The sequence below is a fragment of the Sporacetigenium mesophilum DSM 16796 genome, from assembly GCF_059569055.1.
In genome coordinates, this window is record NZ_JCANUR010000011.1 from 76,217 (window position 1) to 93,102 (window position 16,886).

The 16,886-nt window shown below is 27.3% G+C and carries 22 protein-coding genes, 1 rRNA gene and 1 riboswitch; of the genes, 17 read left to right on the forward strand and 6 right to left on the reverse strand.

Features of this window, described 5'->3' with window-relative positions; all coding sequences use genetic code 11:
* Positions 1-12: 12 nt before the first annotated feature.
* Positions 13-609, reverse strand: coding sequence for an ABC transporter ATP-binding protein (locus tag BS62_RS10040; RefSeq protein WP_496491136.1), 597 nt, complete (start codon positions 607-609; stop codon positions 13-15).
* 393 nt (positions 610-1,002) lie between these two features.
* Here BS62_RS10040 and BS62_RS10045 point away from each other — a divergent pair, with 393 nt between their 5' ends.
* From BS62_RS10045 to BS62_RS10085, 9 genes are all read left to right on the forward strand, one after another.
* Complete coding sequence (locus tag BS62_RS10045; protein ID WP_496491137.1) at positions 1,003-1,323, forward strand: iron-sulfur cluster biosynthesis family protein; 321 nt, start codon at positions 1,003-1,005, stop codon at positions 1,321-1,323.
* Positions 1,324-1,639: 316 nt separating this feature from the next.
* Complete coding sequence (locus BS62_RS10050; RefSeq protein WP_496491138.1) at positions 1,640-1,768, forward strand: hypothetical protein; 129 nt, start codon at positions 1,640-1,642, stop codon at positions 1,766-1,768.
* Positions 1,769-1,880: 112 nt separating this feature from the next.
* On the forward strand, positions 1,881-2,525 hold the full coding sequence (trmB, locus tag BS62_RS10055; RefSeq protein WP_496491139.1) for a tRNA (guanosine(46)-N7)-methyltransferase TrmB: 645 nt from the start codon (positions 1,881-1,883) through the stop codon (positions 2,523-2,525).
* A gap of 218 nt (positions 2,526-2,743) precedes the next feature.
* Positions 2,744-3,730, forward strand: a complete 987-nt coding sequence (locus tag BS62_RS10060; protein ID WP_496491140.1) for a hypothetical protein — start codon at positions 2,744-2,746, stop codon at positions 3,728-3,730.
* A 129-nt stretch (positions 3,731-3,859) separates the two neighbouring features.
* Positions 3,860-4,501 carry a hypothetical protein gene (locus tag BS62_RS10065; RefSeq protein ID WP_496491141.1) on the forward strand — a complete coding sequence of 214 codons (642 nt, stop codon included), beginning with the start codon at positions 3,860-3,862 and terminating at the stop codon, positions 4,499-4,501.
* A gap of 17 nt (positions 4,502-4,518) precedes the next feature.
* Entirely contained in the window at positions 4,519-5,187 is a 669-nt protein-coding gene (locus tag BS62_RS10070) for a ferredoxin-like domain-containing protein (RefSeq protein ID WP_496491142.1), read from the forward strand.
* Between the two features lie 12 nt (positions 5,188-5,199).
* Positions 5,200-5,394: a DUF1858 domain-containing protein gene (locus BS62_RS10075; protein WP_496491143.1), complete on the forward strand. Its 195-nt coding sequence runs from the start codon at positions 5,200-5,202 to the stop codon at positions 5,392-5,394.
* 120 nt (positions 5,395-5,514) lie between these two features.
* On the forward strand, positions 5,515-6,012 hold the full coding sequence (locus BS62_RS10080) for an inorganic diphosphatase (protein WP_496491144.1): 498 nt from the start codon (positions 5,515-5,517) through the stop codon (positions 6,010-6,012).
* Positions 6,013-6,061: 49 nt separating this feature from the next.
* The gene (locus BS62_RS10085) at positions 6,062-6,439 is read left to right on the forward strand and encodes a zinc ribbon domain-containing protein (protein ID WP_496491145.1); all 378 of its coding nucleotides are present in this window, start codon (positions 6,062-6,064) and stop codon (positions 6,437-6,439) included.
* A gap of 11 nt (positions 6,440-6,450) precedes the next feature.
* Here the strand turns inward: BS62_RS10085 and BS62_RS10090 are convergent, their stop codons facing one another.
* Complete coding sequence (locus BS62_RS10090) at positions 6,451-6,708, reverse strand: hypothetical protein (protein WP_496491146.1); 258 nt, start codon at positions 6,706-6,708, stop codon at positions 6,451-6,453.
* Positions 6,709-6,920: 212 nt separating this feature from the next.
* Here BS62_RS10090 and BS62_RS10095 point away from each other — a divergent pair, with 212 nt between their 5' ends.
* The 3 genes from BS62_RS10095 to BS62_RS10105 all read left to right on the forward strand — a co-directional run bounded on the left by BS62_RS10095 (position 6,921) and on the right by BS62_RS10105 (position 8,118).
* The gene (locus BS62_RS10095) at positions 6,921-7,082 is read left to right on the forward strand and encodes a hypothetical protein (RefSeq protein ID WP_496491147.1); all 162 of its coding nucleotides are present in this window, start codon (positions 6,921-6,923) and stop codon (positions 7,080-7,082) included.
* Positions 7,083-7,234: 152 nt separating this feature from the next.
* On the forward strand, positions 7,235-7,441 hold the full coding sequence (locus tag BS62_RS10100; protein WP_496491148.1) for a hypothetical protein: 207 nt from the start codon (positions 7,235-7,237) through the stop codon (positions 7,439-7,441).
* 128 nt (positions 7,442-7,569) lie between these two features.
* Entirely contained in the window at positions 7,570-8,118 is a 549-nt protein-coding gene (locus BS62_RS10105; protein ID WP_496491149.1) for a hypothetical protein, read from the forward strand.
* Between the two features lie 10 nt (positions 8,119-8,128).
* On the opposite strand, the gene BS62_RS10110 is transcribed toward BS62_RS10105, so the two are convergent.
* The 3 genes from BS62_RS10110 to BS62_RS10120 all read right to left on the reverse strand — a co-directional run bounded on the left by BS62_RS10110 (position 8,129) and on the right by BS62_RS10120 (position 9,535).
* Entirely contained in the window at positions 8,129-8,383 is a 255-nt protein-coding gene (locus BS62_RS10110) for a hypothetical protein (RefSeq protein ID WP_496491150.1), read from the reverse strand.
* Positions 8,384-8,452: 69 nt separating this feature from the next.
* On the reverse strand, positions 8,453-9,043 hold the full coding sequence (locus BS62_RS10115; RefSeq protein ID WP_496491151.1) for a DUF8426 domain-containing protein: 591 nt from the start codon (positions 9,041-9,043) through the stop codon (positions 8,453-8,455).
* A 63-nt stretch (positions 9,044-9,106) separates the two neighbouring features.
* Complete coding sequence (locus tag BS62_RS10120) at positions 9,107-9,535, reverse strand: DMT family transporter (protein WP_496491152.1); 429 nt, start codon at positions 9,533-9,535, stop codon at positions 9,107-9,109.
* A gap of 193 nt (positions 9,536-9,728) precedes the next feature.
* Between BS62_RS10120 and BS62_RS10125 the strand changes: the two genes are divergently transcribed.
* From BS62_RS10125 to BS62_RS10140, 4 genes are all read left to right on the forward strand, one after another.
* The gene (locus tag BS62_RS10125; protein WP_496491153.1) at positions 9,729-11,330 is read left to right on the forward strand and encodes a restriction endonuclease subunit S; all 1,602 of its coding nucleotides are present in this window, start codon (positions 9,729-9,731) and stop codon (positions 11,328-11,330) included.
* Positions 11,331-11,402: 72 nt separating this feature from the next.
* Positions 11,403-12,980, forward strand: coding sequence for an N-6 DNA methylase (locus BS62_RS10130; RefSeq protein WP_496491154.1), 1,578 nt, complete (start codon positions 11,403-11,405; stop codon positions 12,978-12,980).
* Between the two features lie 184 nt (positions 12,981-13,164).
* Complete coding sequence (locus BS62_RS10135; protein WP_496491155.1) at positions 13,165-13,611, forward strand: L,D-transpeptidase; 447 nt, start codon at positions 13,165-13,167, stop codon at positions 13,609-13,611.
* Positions 13,612-13,805: 194 nt separating this feature from the next.
* A complete protein-coding gene (locus tag BS62_RS10140; RefSeq protein ID WP_496491156.1) occupies positions 13,806-14,675 on the forward strand; it encodes a L,D-transpeptidase family protein in 870 nt (289 codons plus the stop codon).
* Between the two features lie 85 nt (positions 14,676-14,760).
* On the opposite strand, the gene BS62_RS10145 is transcribed toward BS62_RS10140, so the two are convergent.
* A complete protein-coding gene (locus BS62_RS10145) occupies positions 14,761-16,104 on the reverse strand; it encodes an amino acid permease (RefSeq protein ID WP_496491157.1) in 1,344 nt (447 codons plus the stop codon).
* Between the two features lie 154 nt (positions 16,105-16,258).
* Positions 16,259-16,432: riboswitch (Lysine riboswitch) on the reverse strand.
* 243 nt (positions 16,433-16,675) lie between these two features.
* Between BS62_RS10145 and BS62_RS10150 the strand changes: the two genes are divergently transcribed.
* Positions 16,676-16,886: ribosomal RNA gene (locus BS62_RS10150) — 16S ribosomal RNA — on the forward strand; the annotation flags it as partial.

A 16,886-nucleotide genomic window follows, 5' to 3' on the forward strand; every position in this document is an offset into this window, starting at 1 on the left:
TAGGAGGGCTTTTTATTGTTGCCATTTAGGGAATATACCTTCTGATATATCATGAGTAACCATAATTGTAGTTTTATTCTCGTTCTTTATTATTTTATAAATATCATCACTAACCAAAAGTCTTGTTTGATAATCAAGAGCTGAAAATGGCTCATCTAAAAGTAATATATCAGGATCAACTGCCAATGTTCTAATAAGAGCAACTCTCTGTCTCATACCACCTGAAAGTTCTTTAGGGTATCTATTTCTAAACTCCCAAAGATCGTACATTTTCAAAAGTTCTTCTATTCGCTCTAATGATTCTTTTGTAAGTTTTTTTTGAATTTCAAGACCTATTTTTATATTGTCTATAATAGTTCTCCATTCAAGTAAATGGTCTCTTTGAAACATGTAGCCTATTTTACCGTTTACAGCAACATCACCTTTTGTAGGTTTTAAAAGGTTGGTTAAAATATTTAATATTGTAGATTTACCGCAACCAGAGGGCCCTACCAATGTTAATATTTCACCTTCATTTAAAGTAAAACTAATGTCTCTTAAAACCTCAAGTTCTCCTTCCATAGTATAAAAATTCATATAAATATTTTTTACTTCTACTATAGGATTCAAGAAATCACCTCCAGAAGATAAAAGAATGTCCTATGATTTTATAATATTAATTAAGTCAGATTTTGTTACTATTTATATGTTTTTTAAATCATCGTCTTTGGCTTTGCTATTACCCATGGTTGTAAAGATTGTTGTTTAGGTAAAATATCTGTATCAAACCACATGTAGAAAAATCTATGTGCAGAAAAAATATAGTATCCATCTTGTACATGGTCAGTTGTATCATACCCTATTATAACGTGCCAGTGGGCTCCCCAATCAATCCATTCTATTATACAAAGAATATTAAAATAGCAAAGCTTTACAATTTATGGTAAAAAATAGTTGATTATATCAATATACTGAGGGTATAATAATAAACAGGCAAAAATTTATAAAAAGGGGATGTATATTATGAAAATAACAGTAGATCAAAGTGCTATAGACGCTTTAAAAGAAATTTTAAAAGAACATGTAGATAAGTCAAATAATATAAGAGTACATTTCGCTGGTGTTGGTTGTGGTGGCCCATCATTTGGTCTTGCTTTAGATGATCAAAAAGAAGCTGATTTAGTTTATGAAGTTGAAGGTCTTAAGTTTATAATGGATAAAAATGAATATGATCAATATGGAGATATAGTAATACAAGATACTGGATATGGATTTAGAGTAGCTCCAGAGAATATGGATACTTCTGAAAGTGGTTGTAGTGGTTGTTCAGGCGGATGCAATTAATACATATAGAAGGCTCTGGTTTTTTACCAGAGTTTTTTATTTATAGAAACTTTTGTAATGAAAGAAGAAGATACATTGAGGGCAGAATAATAATTAAATAAATCTTAAACAAGAAAGGATGAATATTATGAAAGTAACATTAGATAAAAGTGCTATAAGTACTTTAAAAGATATTTTAAAAGACAATGCAGATAAACCAAATAATATAAGAGTACATTTCGCAGGTGTTGGTTGAGGCGGCCCATCATTTGGTCTTGCTCTGGACGAGCAAAAAGAAAGTGATTTAGATTTTGAAGTTGAAGGTCTTAAATTTGTAATGGACAAAAATGAACATAATCAATATGGAGATATAGTAATACAAGATACTGGATATGGATTTAGAGTAGCCCCAGAAAATATGGATGATTCATCTGGTGGTTGTGGAGGCTGTTCAGGAGGATGTTAATAATAAAAAGCTCTGGTTTTTACCAGAGCTTTTTAAATTGAATAAACTTTTTTAAAAAACTATGGTAATATATATTGGTGGTATAAAAGAATTATATATTAAGGAGTAGACAATGAGAAGAAGAAAGAAAAAGGGAGCAGACGAAAAGTTATTAAGTTATATAAATTATATTATAAAAGATGAAGCAACTGAATTAAAAGGAAAATGGAATGATATATTTGAAAATAATAATCCCATACATTTAGAATTAGGAACTGGTAGAGGGAAATTTGTTACCACTTTGGCAAAATTAAATCCAAATATTAATTATATAGGAATAGAAATGAAAGAAGAAGTTTTACTAAAAGCTGTAGAAAAGGCATGTGAAAATGAATTAAATAACATTAAGTTTGTATGGGGAGATGTAAATAAAATATTAGAGTATTTTGATGAAAATGAAATATCTAGTATATATATAAACTTCTGCGACCCATGGCCAAAGAAAAGATGGGATAAAAGAAGACTTACTCATAGAGGTTTTATAGATAAGTATAAAATAATATTAGATGAAAATGGACAAATAAATTTCAAAACTGATAATGAAAAGTTATTTGAATTTAGTTTAAATGAATTTGCAGAGTCAAATTTAAACTTAAGAAATATAACTCTAGATTTAGCAAATAGCGAATTTGAAGGAAATATAACTACAGAATATGAAGAAAAATTTATGTTACAAGGTATGAAGATATATAGATGTGAGGGAAAAAAAGGAAGATAAGGAATAATAAGTATATCGAAAAATGTTTTAAATGGAATAATTGTACAAAATTTAATAATAATAAATAAAAAAAGAATATAGATATGTCTATATTCTTTTTTATTTGACGAATGCTTTGCAGTAATAATTGAAGGTAAAATACTTTATTTAATAGAAAGTATTACTAATGTTTTTGTTTAATTATTTTTTGTTTTGTTTTTAGTGTAGGAGGGGTAATAATGAAGTTAATACGAAAGATAACAGTAGGGTTATTATTTAGTGCAGTTATATGTAGTAATATTACATATTTATACGCACAACTACCTTATAAGTTAGTAGAAAATCAATTTAGTATGTATAGTATTAGTAATAATGAATATTTACAATTGCAAAGTTTAATAAAAGAAGTTGAAGGTTACTTAGCTAATCCAATACTTCAAAGAATGACATCTGATAAACTTATAAATAAGATAGAAGAAGCCAAAAATTTAACTGATAAATCATCCAAATCAGAAATTACTAAATCTACAAGCGATTTAAGTTATGTTATAGACCAAATTGTCAATTTAAAACAAAAACAAATACCTAGTAGAGTATTAGAAGAAGTAATTCCAGATAAAAATTTAAGAAAAGTAATAAAAAATCATTTAGAAAACCAACATATAACATTGAATATCTTAGAAAATATAAATGGTGAGCTTTATGCATCCTATGAAGATATATATAGTATAGAAGGTATAGACATTTTAAAAAATATCGAATCTATTGTATTGTGGAAAAATAACTTAACTAGCATACCACAGTCTATATTGAGTTTAAAAAAATTAAAACATATAGATTTAAAAAATAATTATATTGTAAATGGCGAGGTAATAGATAAATTAGAAAGTAATAAAGTAAATGTAGAAAAAGATCTTAACTTTATTAAAGGCAAACCTAATCAATATACTATAAAATCTAAAGAAGATATTATAGTTGTTAATAAAGGAGATAATATTGACTTAATAAAATATATATACAAAGATGTACCAGAATATAGCAAACCTTGGGAAGTTACAAATGAAATAAATATAAATAAATTTGAAGCAAATGCAGAAAATATAAATATAGTAAATGTTAATGATATGACTATTATGGGTATAAGTAAAGGAAATACTAAAATTCATATTAAAATTAAGGAAATAAATAGTCCTGTTTTAATAACACTTACTGTAAAAGTTAAATAGATATAAAAATTCATTATGATTTAATCTTCTTTAATGTAAATTTTTACATTTATTTGTAACCAATGTTACATACTATAAGTAAAAAGCTATGTATAATATAATCATAATAAGAAAGAGGAGGAAGCAAATATGAGTTTGTTTTTAGCACCTATACACAGTTGGTTATTTAATAAAATAAGATTATACGAGGAATTAGAGCAAAACGTAATAAAATCTCATTTAGAAATTTTCGGAGAAGATGTTAATAACATAGTAAATGAGGGTATAAATAAATATGGAGATTTTCTTGAAGAAAAACCATTAGAAGATATGATAGATTTAACTAATATACATGGATGGCTTCAAGGAAGAATACAAGCAGAAGAATCAAGAAGCGCTTATGTATTTGGCAAGTTACATGAAAAGTATGGTCAACAAAGTAAAGAAATAACTATAAAAGAATCTGAAAAACAAGCAGCTGAGTGTGCAAATAATGAATCTGGACTTGAAAGTGCAGAAGATGTTTATGCAACATTAAACAACTATATATTAGAAGGTATGCCATGTGATAGAGTAAATACAGTGACAGAGAAAGATGATAATCATCTAGTATATGTACAAGGGTCATGTATACACAGACCAAACTATGAATTAGGTCAAGGTAATTTAGAGTATATGTATGATCTTAGAGATGCATGGGTTAAGTCTTTTATTGAAAACTTATCACCTAAATATACTTATAATATAAAAAGAGAAGGCGAACAAGCAGTTCATACTATAACAAAGGCGTAGAAAGGAAGTGAAGTCCCATGGCTCTTTATGGTAACTTACAACAGATAAGAAATGGAAAAAGAACTTACTCTATAACTCCCCATATACCAGGAGGCTTCACAAATCCTCAAACTCTTAAAAAAATAGCGGAAGTATCTGAAAAGTATAAAGGGATTATAAAACTAACATCAGGCCAAAGAATAATGATAACAAATCTAAAAGAAGAAGATTTACCAAGTATTTGGGAAGAATTAGGTATGGAACCAGCAGTTAAAAATCAATTTTCAGTAAAAAATGTTGAAATGTGCCCTGCTGGATTTTGTAAAAGAGCTAGACATAATACTATAGGAATTGGAATGAAAATAAGTAAAAACTTTCATGGCAAGGAAGTTCCTAATAGAACAAAAATAGGTGTTGCAGGTTGTAGAAATGCTTGTACCAGTGTTTACTCAAAAGATATTGGCGTTGTAGCAGACTTTAATGGAAAACTTATAGTTACTGCAGGAGGATCTGCAGGTTTTTATCAAAGAACATCAGATATAATAGCTCAAAATCTAGATGAAAATCAAGCATTTGATTTGGTTCAATCTATATTAGAATATTATAAGGAAAACGCAGAAATGGGAGAAAAACTTGGTGATTTCATAGATAGAATTGGAATAGACATATTTAGAGAAGATGTATCTAAAAAATCAAATTTAATTTAGGAGGTAGTTATTATGAAAATAACTAAAGATAGTGTAATAGGGGAAGTTTTAAGAATAAATCCAGGTGCTGCACCTATATTAATGTCATTTGGTATGGGATGCCTAGGATGCCCATCATCTCAAATGGAAACACTAGAACAAGCTGCAGCTATACATGGTATAAACTTAGATGAATTATTAGCTAAATTAAATAAAGGGTTAGAATAATATTTAGCTCAAAGCCGTTAAGAATATCTTAATGGCTTTATTTTTGTATACATAGAATTAAAGACTTATCACTCTCATAATATATATTAAGTTGATAGCATTAACCGAGGGAGTGAGATCATGAATAGTAAATATATAAGAGTATTTGGTTTATTATTAATTTCTTCAGCTATTATTCTTATGGATATAGTGTGGTTTTCTCCTGCACTAGGAGCCTTAGGAGTAGTATGTATTTTTTATAGCCCAGAGCATTATCAACTTAGTACATACGAAAAGGATGTATGCATAAATATAGATTATTTAAATAAATTGGTTGATGTTAAGATAGCTCAACCCCTAGGTTCAATAGATCCTGAATATGGATACATTTATCCTATAAACTATGGGTATATTAAGAACACTATGGCTGGAAATAATGAAAAATTAGATGCATATATATTAGGAGAATTTAATCCTATTGAAAATCACAAGGGAAGGGTAATTGCAATAATAAAAAGAACAACGAGCAACGATGAAAAGTTAATTGTATGTAATAAAGATAAAAAATATACAAAAGAGCAAATTAAAGCATTAGTTGAATTCAGAGAAAGAGATTTTGATTACACTATAATAAAATAGTAAAGACAAAATATATCACAAGAAAAAATTGCCCAAAGTAGGTGTGTATATGTTTTTCATAGGAATATTTGGGGTAGATAATAAAGTAGAGAAAATAAGAGATATACTAGAGACTAATTGCAATCATTGCAATAAACACTCATTAAGTTTGTTGAAAACCTATAATAGATTTCATTTCTTTTTCATACCATTATTTAAGTGGAAAATAAAATATTACATTAAATGTAATGATTGTGATTCCGTATATGAAATATCAAATGAAAAAGGAGAAAAGATAGAAAAAGAAGGCTACAATTTAAGTTACTGGGATATAAAAAATGCTCATGAAGTTTACGTAAATGAAAATACCGTGTGTAGTGAATGTAACAATATTGTAGATAATAAATATAAATATTGTCCTAATTGCGGTAATAAGATTAATAGATAAAAATGGAGCCTTTAGACTCCATTTTTTTTTACATTATATAAAGAAGGAAATAGTATAAACAAAGAAAGTATACATAAAGATATATGAATAAATTGCATAGCTGCACTATTTGGATTGTCAGGAAGTACAACCAGTGTTATTGCTATTAAAAACAAAAGTGATGTTGTAGCTACAGTTGTATCTGATTTAAATATCATTGCGTTGCCAATCCAAATTAGTGATGTTAAAAAAAATAAACATTCAAATATAAATTTAATATTATGTAACATGTTAAATGCTCCCATTCTTTCAGTGGATTTAATTTTATTATTTCCAAATATATCATAATTAATGTATTTGTTAGTATTTGTCATTTATTTTCTGTAATTGCGATAATTATATCAAGGGTTTAACTATTATTTTATAGAAATATATAATAAAGTATAAACAACATGGGCATTGACAATAATATAACAAATAAACGATGTAAAGGAGTTGTGCCATGGAAAATATTATATCTAAAAAAGATGAAGATATAAGGTATTTGCTATATGAAGAGTATATACAAAAAAAACAAGAACAACAAGAAGAAAATTTAGAAAATAGTTCTTACAAGGTTGACCAAACCATATATCAAAGTATATTTGATAAAAAATACAAATAAATTTAAACTATTCATAATATAAGGAGGTAGTATTTTAATCTCTTATATTTTTGACAAAATTTAGTTTACAGAAAATTTAAAAAACATATGGATAAACATCGATATAAATATTATAATATATATATGAAAACGATTACAAAGGAGCGATTCATATGTGTAAAGTAAGTTCACAAATAAACAACGATTACTCTAATAAATTATCACATGAATATATAATATTATCAAAAATATACAAAGCTCTAGATTGTAACGATTACAAAACAGCAAATAGCCTAACTGAAACTCTAATAGAGATTCAATACAAAAAAGGAGATATAGAAAAAGCTAATATATTGTCTAAAGCTATATATAATATATAAAAGTAGTTGCTAAAGTTTAGCAACTACTTTTGTTTTTAAAGAATTTAAATATTTTTTTATGAATATTATATTAAATATAGTTATTAATATTTAAATTTAAAATATCTATTATATAAGGGGGGAGTATAATGGATAAGAATTTTTTTAGGAATTATTTACAGATATTAGGGGGATCATTTTGTCTTTTGGCTATTTGCTTTGGTTATGCATCGGGGTTTATGTTAGTAGGAATACAAAAAATAATTGATAATTTTCAATATATAGGTATAACAGGAACATTAGCAAGCTATACTTTGATACCTTTATGTATAACACTTATTATATTAGGTATAGTAAATAAAGAAAAAATGTCTAATATAAATAAGATAGTATGTATTGCTACTATTATAGTCGGTTTTATGGGAACTCATTTTTATTTTATAATACCTTCTGTTATTATTATATATGTACTATACCTTAATAATGAAATAGAAAAGGTTCAATGTAATGATAATACTGGTGAAATAGAAGATACAATACAACATAAAATACCAGTAAAAGATAAAACTTTAAACACTAAGGTAGAAATGGCAAAAGAACTTTTAGAAAAGAATTTTAGTAAGACATTTATATCTGAAGTAACAGGACTTACATTAAAGGAGATAAATTTAATAGAAGAGTTAAATAAAAGAGACTAATTAATATTAATTAGTCTCTTTTATTTAACTCTTGTTTTAGACGAATAACTTCGCTGTCAGTAGAAAACACCTTAGTAGCTATAACATTAGTACTTAAAACTAAGTTATCTATACCATTTACAAACTCCTTTACATTACTTTGATCTAAAGCTTTGACTTCAAATTTTATATTTCTAAGTTCGGACTTTACTTCATTAAGATTTGTATTTACACTTTCTAGCTCAGAATGTATTTTTTCTAATAGTTCTAATAATTTTTCATCCATAATATACGACCTTTCTCATTAGTGTTTTTATAAATTATAACATATCAACAATTTATTTACTATTTGTTATTACTTACAGAAATTTAATATAGCAAGTGCTGCTTGAAGGCGAATTTTTTCACTATCAGATTTAAGTGCATTTTTTACTACTTTTAATGCTTCATTTTTTAGATACTCTCTTTCTTCTATTAAAGCAGGTGATCCTATTAATGGACCAAGCTCGGAGGTATCAAATGGATGAGAGAACTTAGTTATAGGGTTTCTGCTTTTTAATAAGTCCTGTACATAGTTATTTAGTTTATCTTTTTCTATTTTTTTCACCCAATAAACAGGTCTCATATGACATGTTCCAATTACCTCGGTTTCGTATATATATTCATAACCACCAAGTATTCCTATATGAGCCCAATCATCTTCAACTATTAGAACTACGTCACCTTTTTTTATGGTATTTACAAATAAGTTTACAATACGGGTATGGTATCGTAGCTGACTATCTATATATCCGTAATTACTTTCTAAGTTGTATTGTATTTCTTGTTTATCTTTATTAGTTAAATCTCCAATATTTGAATATCCTATACATATAAACGATTTTTCAATAAAATCTTGTACCATTTCAATTCCATTTGGTTTAGTTTTTATATGGAATATATTCATTAATTGTGCCCCCTTAGTTATTGTTTATATATATTATGAAAATATATGGCCAAGGGTTAACTTCTAATTTATTACAAAAAAAGTTCCTATAAATAATAACAACACACCGATAATTTTATACAAATGCAAAGCTTGTTCTTTTAATACAAATACATCTACAATAAGGCCAAGGGTCATTTGAAATACTATTGTCAAAATTAAGGTGTTTGATACTCCTAGGCTTGGAATAGCCTTTATAGTAAAATATATAATCAATGCTCCAAATATCCCACTAAAAAGAAATATAGGGTTTATATGTACAAGCTTTCCCAATGATTTCATATTTCCACTAAAAATTGCAGCAAATAAAAAAAATAAAGCCCCTGTAGCTAAGGTAAAAAAGGTTGCTAAAGTAGGTGTAGTATGGCGACCTAATTCTCCGTTTGTAAATGCTTCTAGTGCTGTGCATATCCCTGCTAGTGCGGCATAGACAATAGGGATTATCTTACTCATAAGTACCTCCTTAAAATGATCATAATTAGAACATATTTAATTTTACGTTAGACACTATATATATATGACTGATGACGTATTTAGTATTTTTGAAATTTTACAAAAATAATATTGAATGCAAGATACTTTAACCTTATAATATAATAATATACAAAGATATATAAAACTACATGACCGGGGGACGATGCTTAGGATGAAGGACAAAATAATTAGTTTTTGTGAAGTATTAAACGATATAGGTGTTATAGATTCAGATGAGATGATGAAATCTATGTTAGGTGTAAAGAAGACTTATAAGTATATACATAAAAATAATACGAGTGTTAATGGTGAATACGATATTGAAGAAACTTTTAATATAATGAAAAAGTACATTGAACCAGAATTAGGATACTTTAAAGGTGATAAGAATTTATTTTATAACTTGTTTAAAATAGGACAGGACATAGACGTTATAGAATTTATTAATTATGTATATAAAAATAATAGAAACAAGATATTATTAACACCACACTCATTAATAAATTATATTTCAAATATTATAAATGATAAAAACTTTAAAAATATACTTATAACAGACGCTTATAAATCGCTTGAGCATATAGAAAGTCTTATTAGTGAAAATAAAGATAAAATGTTTACACTGACTTCACAACACTTTTTGGCATATCAGGTTTTAAAGTTAGAACTTGAAGACTATGAAAATGTAAATATAATTTATGCATCTATTTACGAAGATATGAAACTAAAGGACAAATATGATTTTATATTTGCAGTTCCTACATTTGGGCGAAAATTTGATAAAAATGAAAAAATAAGAACGTTTATTGCTAGAGAAGCTGACGGCATAGCTACTCAAAATTTATTGAATTATATAAGTGATAGTGGAACTCTATGTATAATACTTCCGGCTAAGTTTACATTTGCAGGAGACGAATATGAAAAATTAAGAAATTATATAATGGACAATTACAAAATTGAGTCTATACACTCTTTACCTGATGAAACATTTAAACCTAATTCAAGTATAAAAACATATTTAACTTGTATTTCAAATAAATCATTATTAAACACACATATTGGAGAATTAAGGTCAGATAATGGCAATCTTCAAGTTCACAATGAAAAATCTATGCCATATGAAGAATTTTTAAGTTATAATTCTTGGCAAATAGATATAATACTTGAGGAAAATGAAGAACTAGCTAAATTAAGAAAATTAGATTTACCTAAAGTTAAACTAAAAGAAGTAGCAGATGTTTTTAGAGGTAAGTCTATAATGAAAAAAGATATATCTTTAGGAAAGATATATGTTTTAAATATATCTAATATAGAAGATGGAGAAATAATCTTCAACAATATGGATACTATTGATGAGGAAGAAAGAAAAATAAAGAGATACGAACTTAAAGATGGGGATTTAGTTTTAACTTGTAGAGGAACGGTTAATAAAGTTGCTATATATAGAAAAATTGACGACAGAATAGTAATAGCTTCTGCCAATATAATAGTTATGAGATTTAGGAAACAAATATTAAGCGAGTGTGTTAAAATATTGTTAGAAAGTTCATTGGGCAAAATATTATTAAAGAGTTTTCAAAGAGGTACTAACGTAATGAATATAAACCCTAGTGACTTAGAAGAATTTATTGTGCCAGTGCCTTCTCTTAAAATACAAGAACAAGTAGCAGAAGAATACAATAATGAATACCTTTTATATAAACAATCAATAGATCAAGCAAAAAATAGGTGGATTAATAGTAAACAAAAAATTTATGAAAACTTATTTGATTAAAAATAGATAACACAGGTGTATATAAAATTTTTGATTATATGCACCTTTTTGTATTAATAAAGAGGTGATAATATGAATGAGTACAGCAATTTTATAGATATATTAAAAGCAAGACAACTTTCATACGAAGAAGAGTATACAAGGGAATTTATAAGAATAAAATTAACCAGTAAGTATATAAAAGATAATAATATTAAAATAGATGGTAAAATAAGTTTATTTAATATAATGAAAGAAGTTACTAATAGTAAATTAGGTTACTTCCCAGGGGATGATGACTTGTTTTACTTACTATTTAATATAGGAAAAAATATAACTTTAGTTGAATTTATTGAACAAAACTATTCCAATTTGAAAAAAGTAAAACCTATACTTCCAAGAGCATTAACTAAATATGCATATGAAAGTACAAGTAATGAAAATATAAAAAGTATATTAATAACTGATGTAGACAGGATAAATATAGAAGGGATAAAATACTTTGTTGAGAAAAATATCCATAAAAAAATAACCTTATTATCTGAAAATAATTTAGCGTGTGAATTTTTTAAGCTTTATCTAGAAAACTTTGAAAATATAGAAGTAATTTATTCGCCTTCATATGAAAATCTAGATATAAAAGAAAAGTATGACTTAATACTTTCTTCTCCACTATTTAATATTAGTAAATATGAAAGTTGTAAGGGACCTGAAGTGGTTGCTATTAAAAAATTATTAGAATATATAAATGATAATGGTCATATGAAAATAATTATACCAGCTAAGTTTACTTTTGCAGGAGATGAGTATTTAGATATAAGAAAATATATAATAAATAGTTATAATGTAGATTCTATATACACGCTTCCAGAAGAAACATATAAACCTTATGCAAGTATAAAAACTTATATTTTATCAATATCTAATATAAAAAAAGAATACCTACAAGTAGGAAAATTAGGAATAACAAATAATGAAGTAGTTTTAATTAAAGAAAAAGAAGTACCTACAAAAGTATTTAATAAATTTCCATATTGGAGAATAGATTTATATATTGAGGAAAGTATAAAAACATTTCTTGAATTAGACAATAAATTTGAGAGAATCAGAATAAAAGAAATTGCAGAAGTTTTTAGAGGCAAATCCATAATGAAAAATAATACAGAACATGGAAATGTATATGTTCTTAATATATCGGACATAGAAGATGGAGAAATAATATTTGACAATATGGAGACTATAAATGAGGAAGAAAGAAAAATAAAAAAATACGAACTTGAAGATGGAGATTTAGTTTTAACTTGCAGGGGAACTGTAAACAAGTTTGCTGTATATGAAAAAAAAGATGATAAAATAGTAATAGCTTCTGCAAATATAATAGTTGTTAGGTTCAAAAAATATATTTTAGGAGATTATGCTAAAATGATATTTGAAAGTCCTATAGGTATTGTTTTGATAAAAAGCTTACAAAGAGGAACAACTGTTATGAATATAAATCCAAGTGATATTGAGGAGTTACCTATGTATCTAGTTCCTATTGACGTTCAAAATAAATCTATAAGAGAGTATAAAGAACTACACCAAGAATACAAGGATGTTATTGATAAAGCTAAAACTAGATGGAGTAAATCAAAAAAACAGTTACGTAAAGATTTATTTAATATAAATTAAAAATAATATCTGTAAAAAAGAGGCGAAAGCCTCTTTTTTAAATTTCCAACTTCTAAACTTGAGCAAGGTCCCTGTTTTTTAGTGATGCTTAAGACATGAGCGTAGCGAATTTTTTATACACTTTAAATACATATATTTCATATTATAAAACAGATGTTACTATATGAAAATAAGGGGGATTCATGTGGATTATTCTAAATTTAATATAAATATGATAGATTTTATGAATGAAAATAAAGTTCAAAGCAAAACAAATTATGCATTAACAACATCTTTAAAAAGTAAATATACTTATGTATTTAAAAAAAATACCCAAACTGGTAGTTGGGAACTTCTTCATAAATGGATAAGTACAATAGGTAAACCTTCAACTCCTACAATAACGGGAGAATATGCAGTTGACAACAAGATACCTAAGTTTGGTATGAATAAAGGATATCAAGCTAAATGGGCAACGCAAATAAAGGGGAACTACCTATATCACTCAATATTATATGATGTTTCAGGAAAATATGTTATAGATGGAAGATTAGGACAAGAATTAAGTCATGGCTGCATAAGATTAGCTACGGAAAATGCAAAATGGATATACGATAATGTTCCTAGAGGAAGTAAAATAATAATACACTAGTGAATTTTCAAAAATTTAATATTATTGAAGGAATTAATACTTTATTGTCTAATATGTTCAAAGTATATAAAATTTTTCTTTTTACATCAAAGAAGGCATAATGCCTTCTTTATTTTTGCTTTTGTAGTAGCTTTATCACCACATCTATATAGTCATCCATATTATATATTAATACAAAAGGAGGATGGCATATAGTGAATAATAAAAAAATAAAAATATTTATAATGATAATATGTGTATTATTATTTTTTACTTCATGTTATTTGATAAATATGCAACTTACAGAAGGATCTAAAGTTACAAGTCCAGTTAACAATAATAAACCTACAAGTCCAAATAACAATGATAATAAGGAAAAAAATAAAGATTCAGATAAAGATGTAAACATTAAAAAAGTTTACAAAATAAACTGGATTGAACTAAATTTAAGAACAGGACCATCGTTAGACTACAAGATAGAAACAGAGATTCCTAAAGGAACAAAGATAGAAATACTATCAAAAGACAGCGACTGGAGCAAAGTCAAATATGAAGAGTATGTAGGATATGTAAATAATTATTATTTATCTGATGATGGAAAAATACCTGAAAAAGAAATAAAAAAACCAACAGATAATTCAATATCGATAAACTACGATAAATTTAATGTTAATATGGTTGAATTTGTTAATGATAATAAAATTAATAGCCCGACAAATTATTTATTAACAACATCAACTAAAAATAAATATACCTATGTATTTGTACAAGAAGATGGATCTTGGAAATTACTATATAAATGGAGTTGTACTGTAGGTAAATCTTCCACTCCTACTATAAAAGGAACATTCTTTATTAATGGAAGGAAGCCTTATTTTGGAACAAATGATTATAGAGTCAAACATGCAACTAGAATAAAAGGGGGATACTATTATCACTCAATATTATTTGAGTCTAAGGGAAATTATATAATAGACCCAAGACTAGGAATGGAGTTAAGTCATGGTTGTATAAGGTTAGATACAGAAAATGCAGAGTGGATATATAACAATATTTCAGATCAAACAAAGGTAATAATAAAGTAAAAAATTCGCTACGCCCATGTCGCCAACGACCGTGAAGAGTATATTCGTTGCTAAATTATATCCTTACAATTAAAAAAAGAAGCTGTTAAGCAGCTTCTTTTTCGTTTATAGGAGTTCTTAAATTTTGATTTTTAAGTTTATTATATACATAAAACGGCATACCTATTAACATTAACATAAAGCCCCATAAAACTGTTTCGGCACCAGTTCCATATATAGTATAACAAGCGTATACGAAGCCTAAAAGAGGTATGATACTTGTTATTATAAAAGTAGTAACATTTTTAACATTTTTGCCTGTTAACATTATATCCGCTACTGCAGTCATTGCATATATTGGAAGATATGATAATGTGGCTAATAACATTGCAAAGTTAAATGCTGAAACTAATCCTCCTTGGAAATTCATTAATAATAATAAGTTAGTTAATATACTAGATATTATTAATGCCATATAAGGTGTATTATATTTTGGATGTGTTTTAGCGAATATTTTTGGGAAAACACCATCAATAGCAGCAGCATAAGCTATGTTTGCAGTAGTCAATATCCATCCTATAATACTACCAAGTGTAGCAACAACTATAGATATAGAAACTATTATACCAGCTTTACTTCCAAGTATTAAACCTAATATATCTGATATAGGAGCTGAACTTGAAGCTAATTTATCTTGAGGCATAGCACCCATAGCAGCAATTGAAACCAATAAATATATAGCTATAGTAATTATTATTCCATAGATAGTACTTAATCTAACGTTTCTTTGAGGGTTTTCTATTTCTCCTGCAGAAACTGTTGATGATTCAAGTCCGACAAATGCCCATAATGTAGTTGCTATAGCAAGTGGAAGACCACCAAATCCTGCATGGCCTAAAGTAGAAGATGAAGTTAAGTTAGAAGCGTCAAAATTAACTAAAGCAACTATAATAAATCCAGCAAATAATACTACTTTAAAAACAGTGGAAGCAGTTTGCCACTTACCAGCCTCTCTTGAGCCAAGTACATTAAGGAACGTAAGTATCCATAGTATAGCTGAACCAAATATAAATGAAACTAATGGATTATCAGAAAGTACCGGGAATACAAGTGAAGCATAACTAGTTAATGTTAATATTATTGCAGCATTTCCTATCCAAGACCCATTATAATAAAGCCATGCGTTTAAAAACCCAGTAAATTCACCAAATGCAAGCTTTGTATATTCATAGGGACCACCAGTTTTTGGGAATCTAGAACTTAGCTTTCCAAATGAAAGAGCTAAAAGTATAGACCCAAGACCTGTTATAACCCAGGCCATAAGTGTCGCTGAAATTGAAGCTTGTGATGCCAATGATGCAGGCAACATAAATATACCAGAACCTACCATGTTTCCAACAACAAGTGCAGTTGCCATTACTAATCCCATTTTTTTCTTAGTGTTTGTCATGAAAATTTCCTCCAATTCTCTAGAATTATTATTTGAATAAAAGAATAGATAACTTAAAATAGAGTAACAAAAAAAGTCTAGAAGTATAAGACATGGATATGCTATTACTCCTAGACTATGCTTTAGTTTAGATATAAAAGATCTAATGCAATAATCTGAAGATAGCTCTCCACAAGTTTCCTTGTGACAGGGCAGTACATATTATATACAACCCCAATATATAAACTTAAAGCATCGTTTATATATTTCGGCATTAACACCTTTCCTAATGTTTCATCGTGCTTAACTCCACAATAGTACTATTTGGTAATGCGCCTCTATCTTAGTTTTATATTCAATTATTTTGCATGAATCATATTATAACAGATGGTTTAAAAATGTCAATGCATAAATATCACATATTCTCGAAAATGCACGAAAAAGATCGGAAAATAAGTTGACAAAAGGTTTTAGCGGTGATATAGTTATATTTGTTCTTATTTTTTATGAATAAGAGAAAAAACAATTGAACTTTGAAAATTAAACAGTAGGTCAATTAACACACCATTTATTTATAAAGTAATGCCAAGTTTATCATGAGAGTTTGATCCTGGCTCAGGATGAACGCTGGCGGCGTGCCTAACACATGCAAGTCGAGCGAGGACTTCGGTCCTAGCGGCGGACGGGTGAGTAACGCGTGGGTAATCTGCCTCATACACACGGATAACATACCGAAAGGTATGCTAATACGAGATAATATTAAGAAATGGCATCATTTCTTAATCAAAGAATTTCGGTATGAG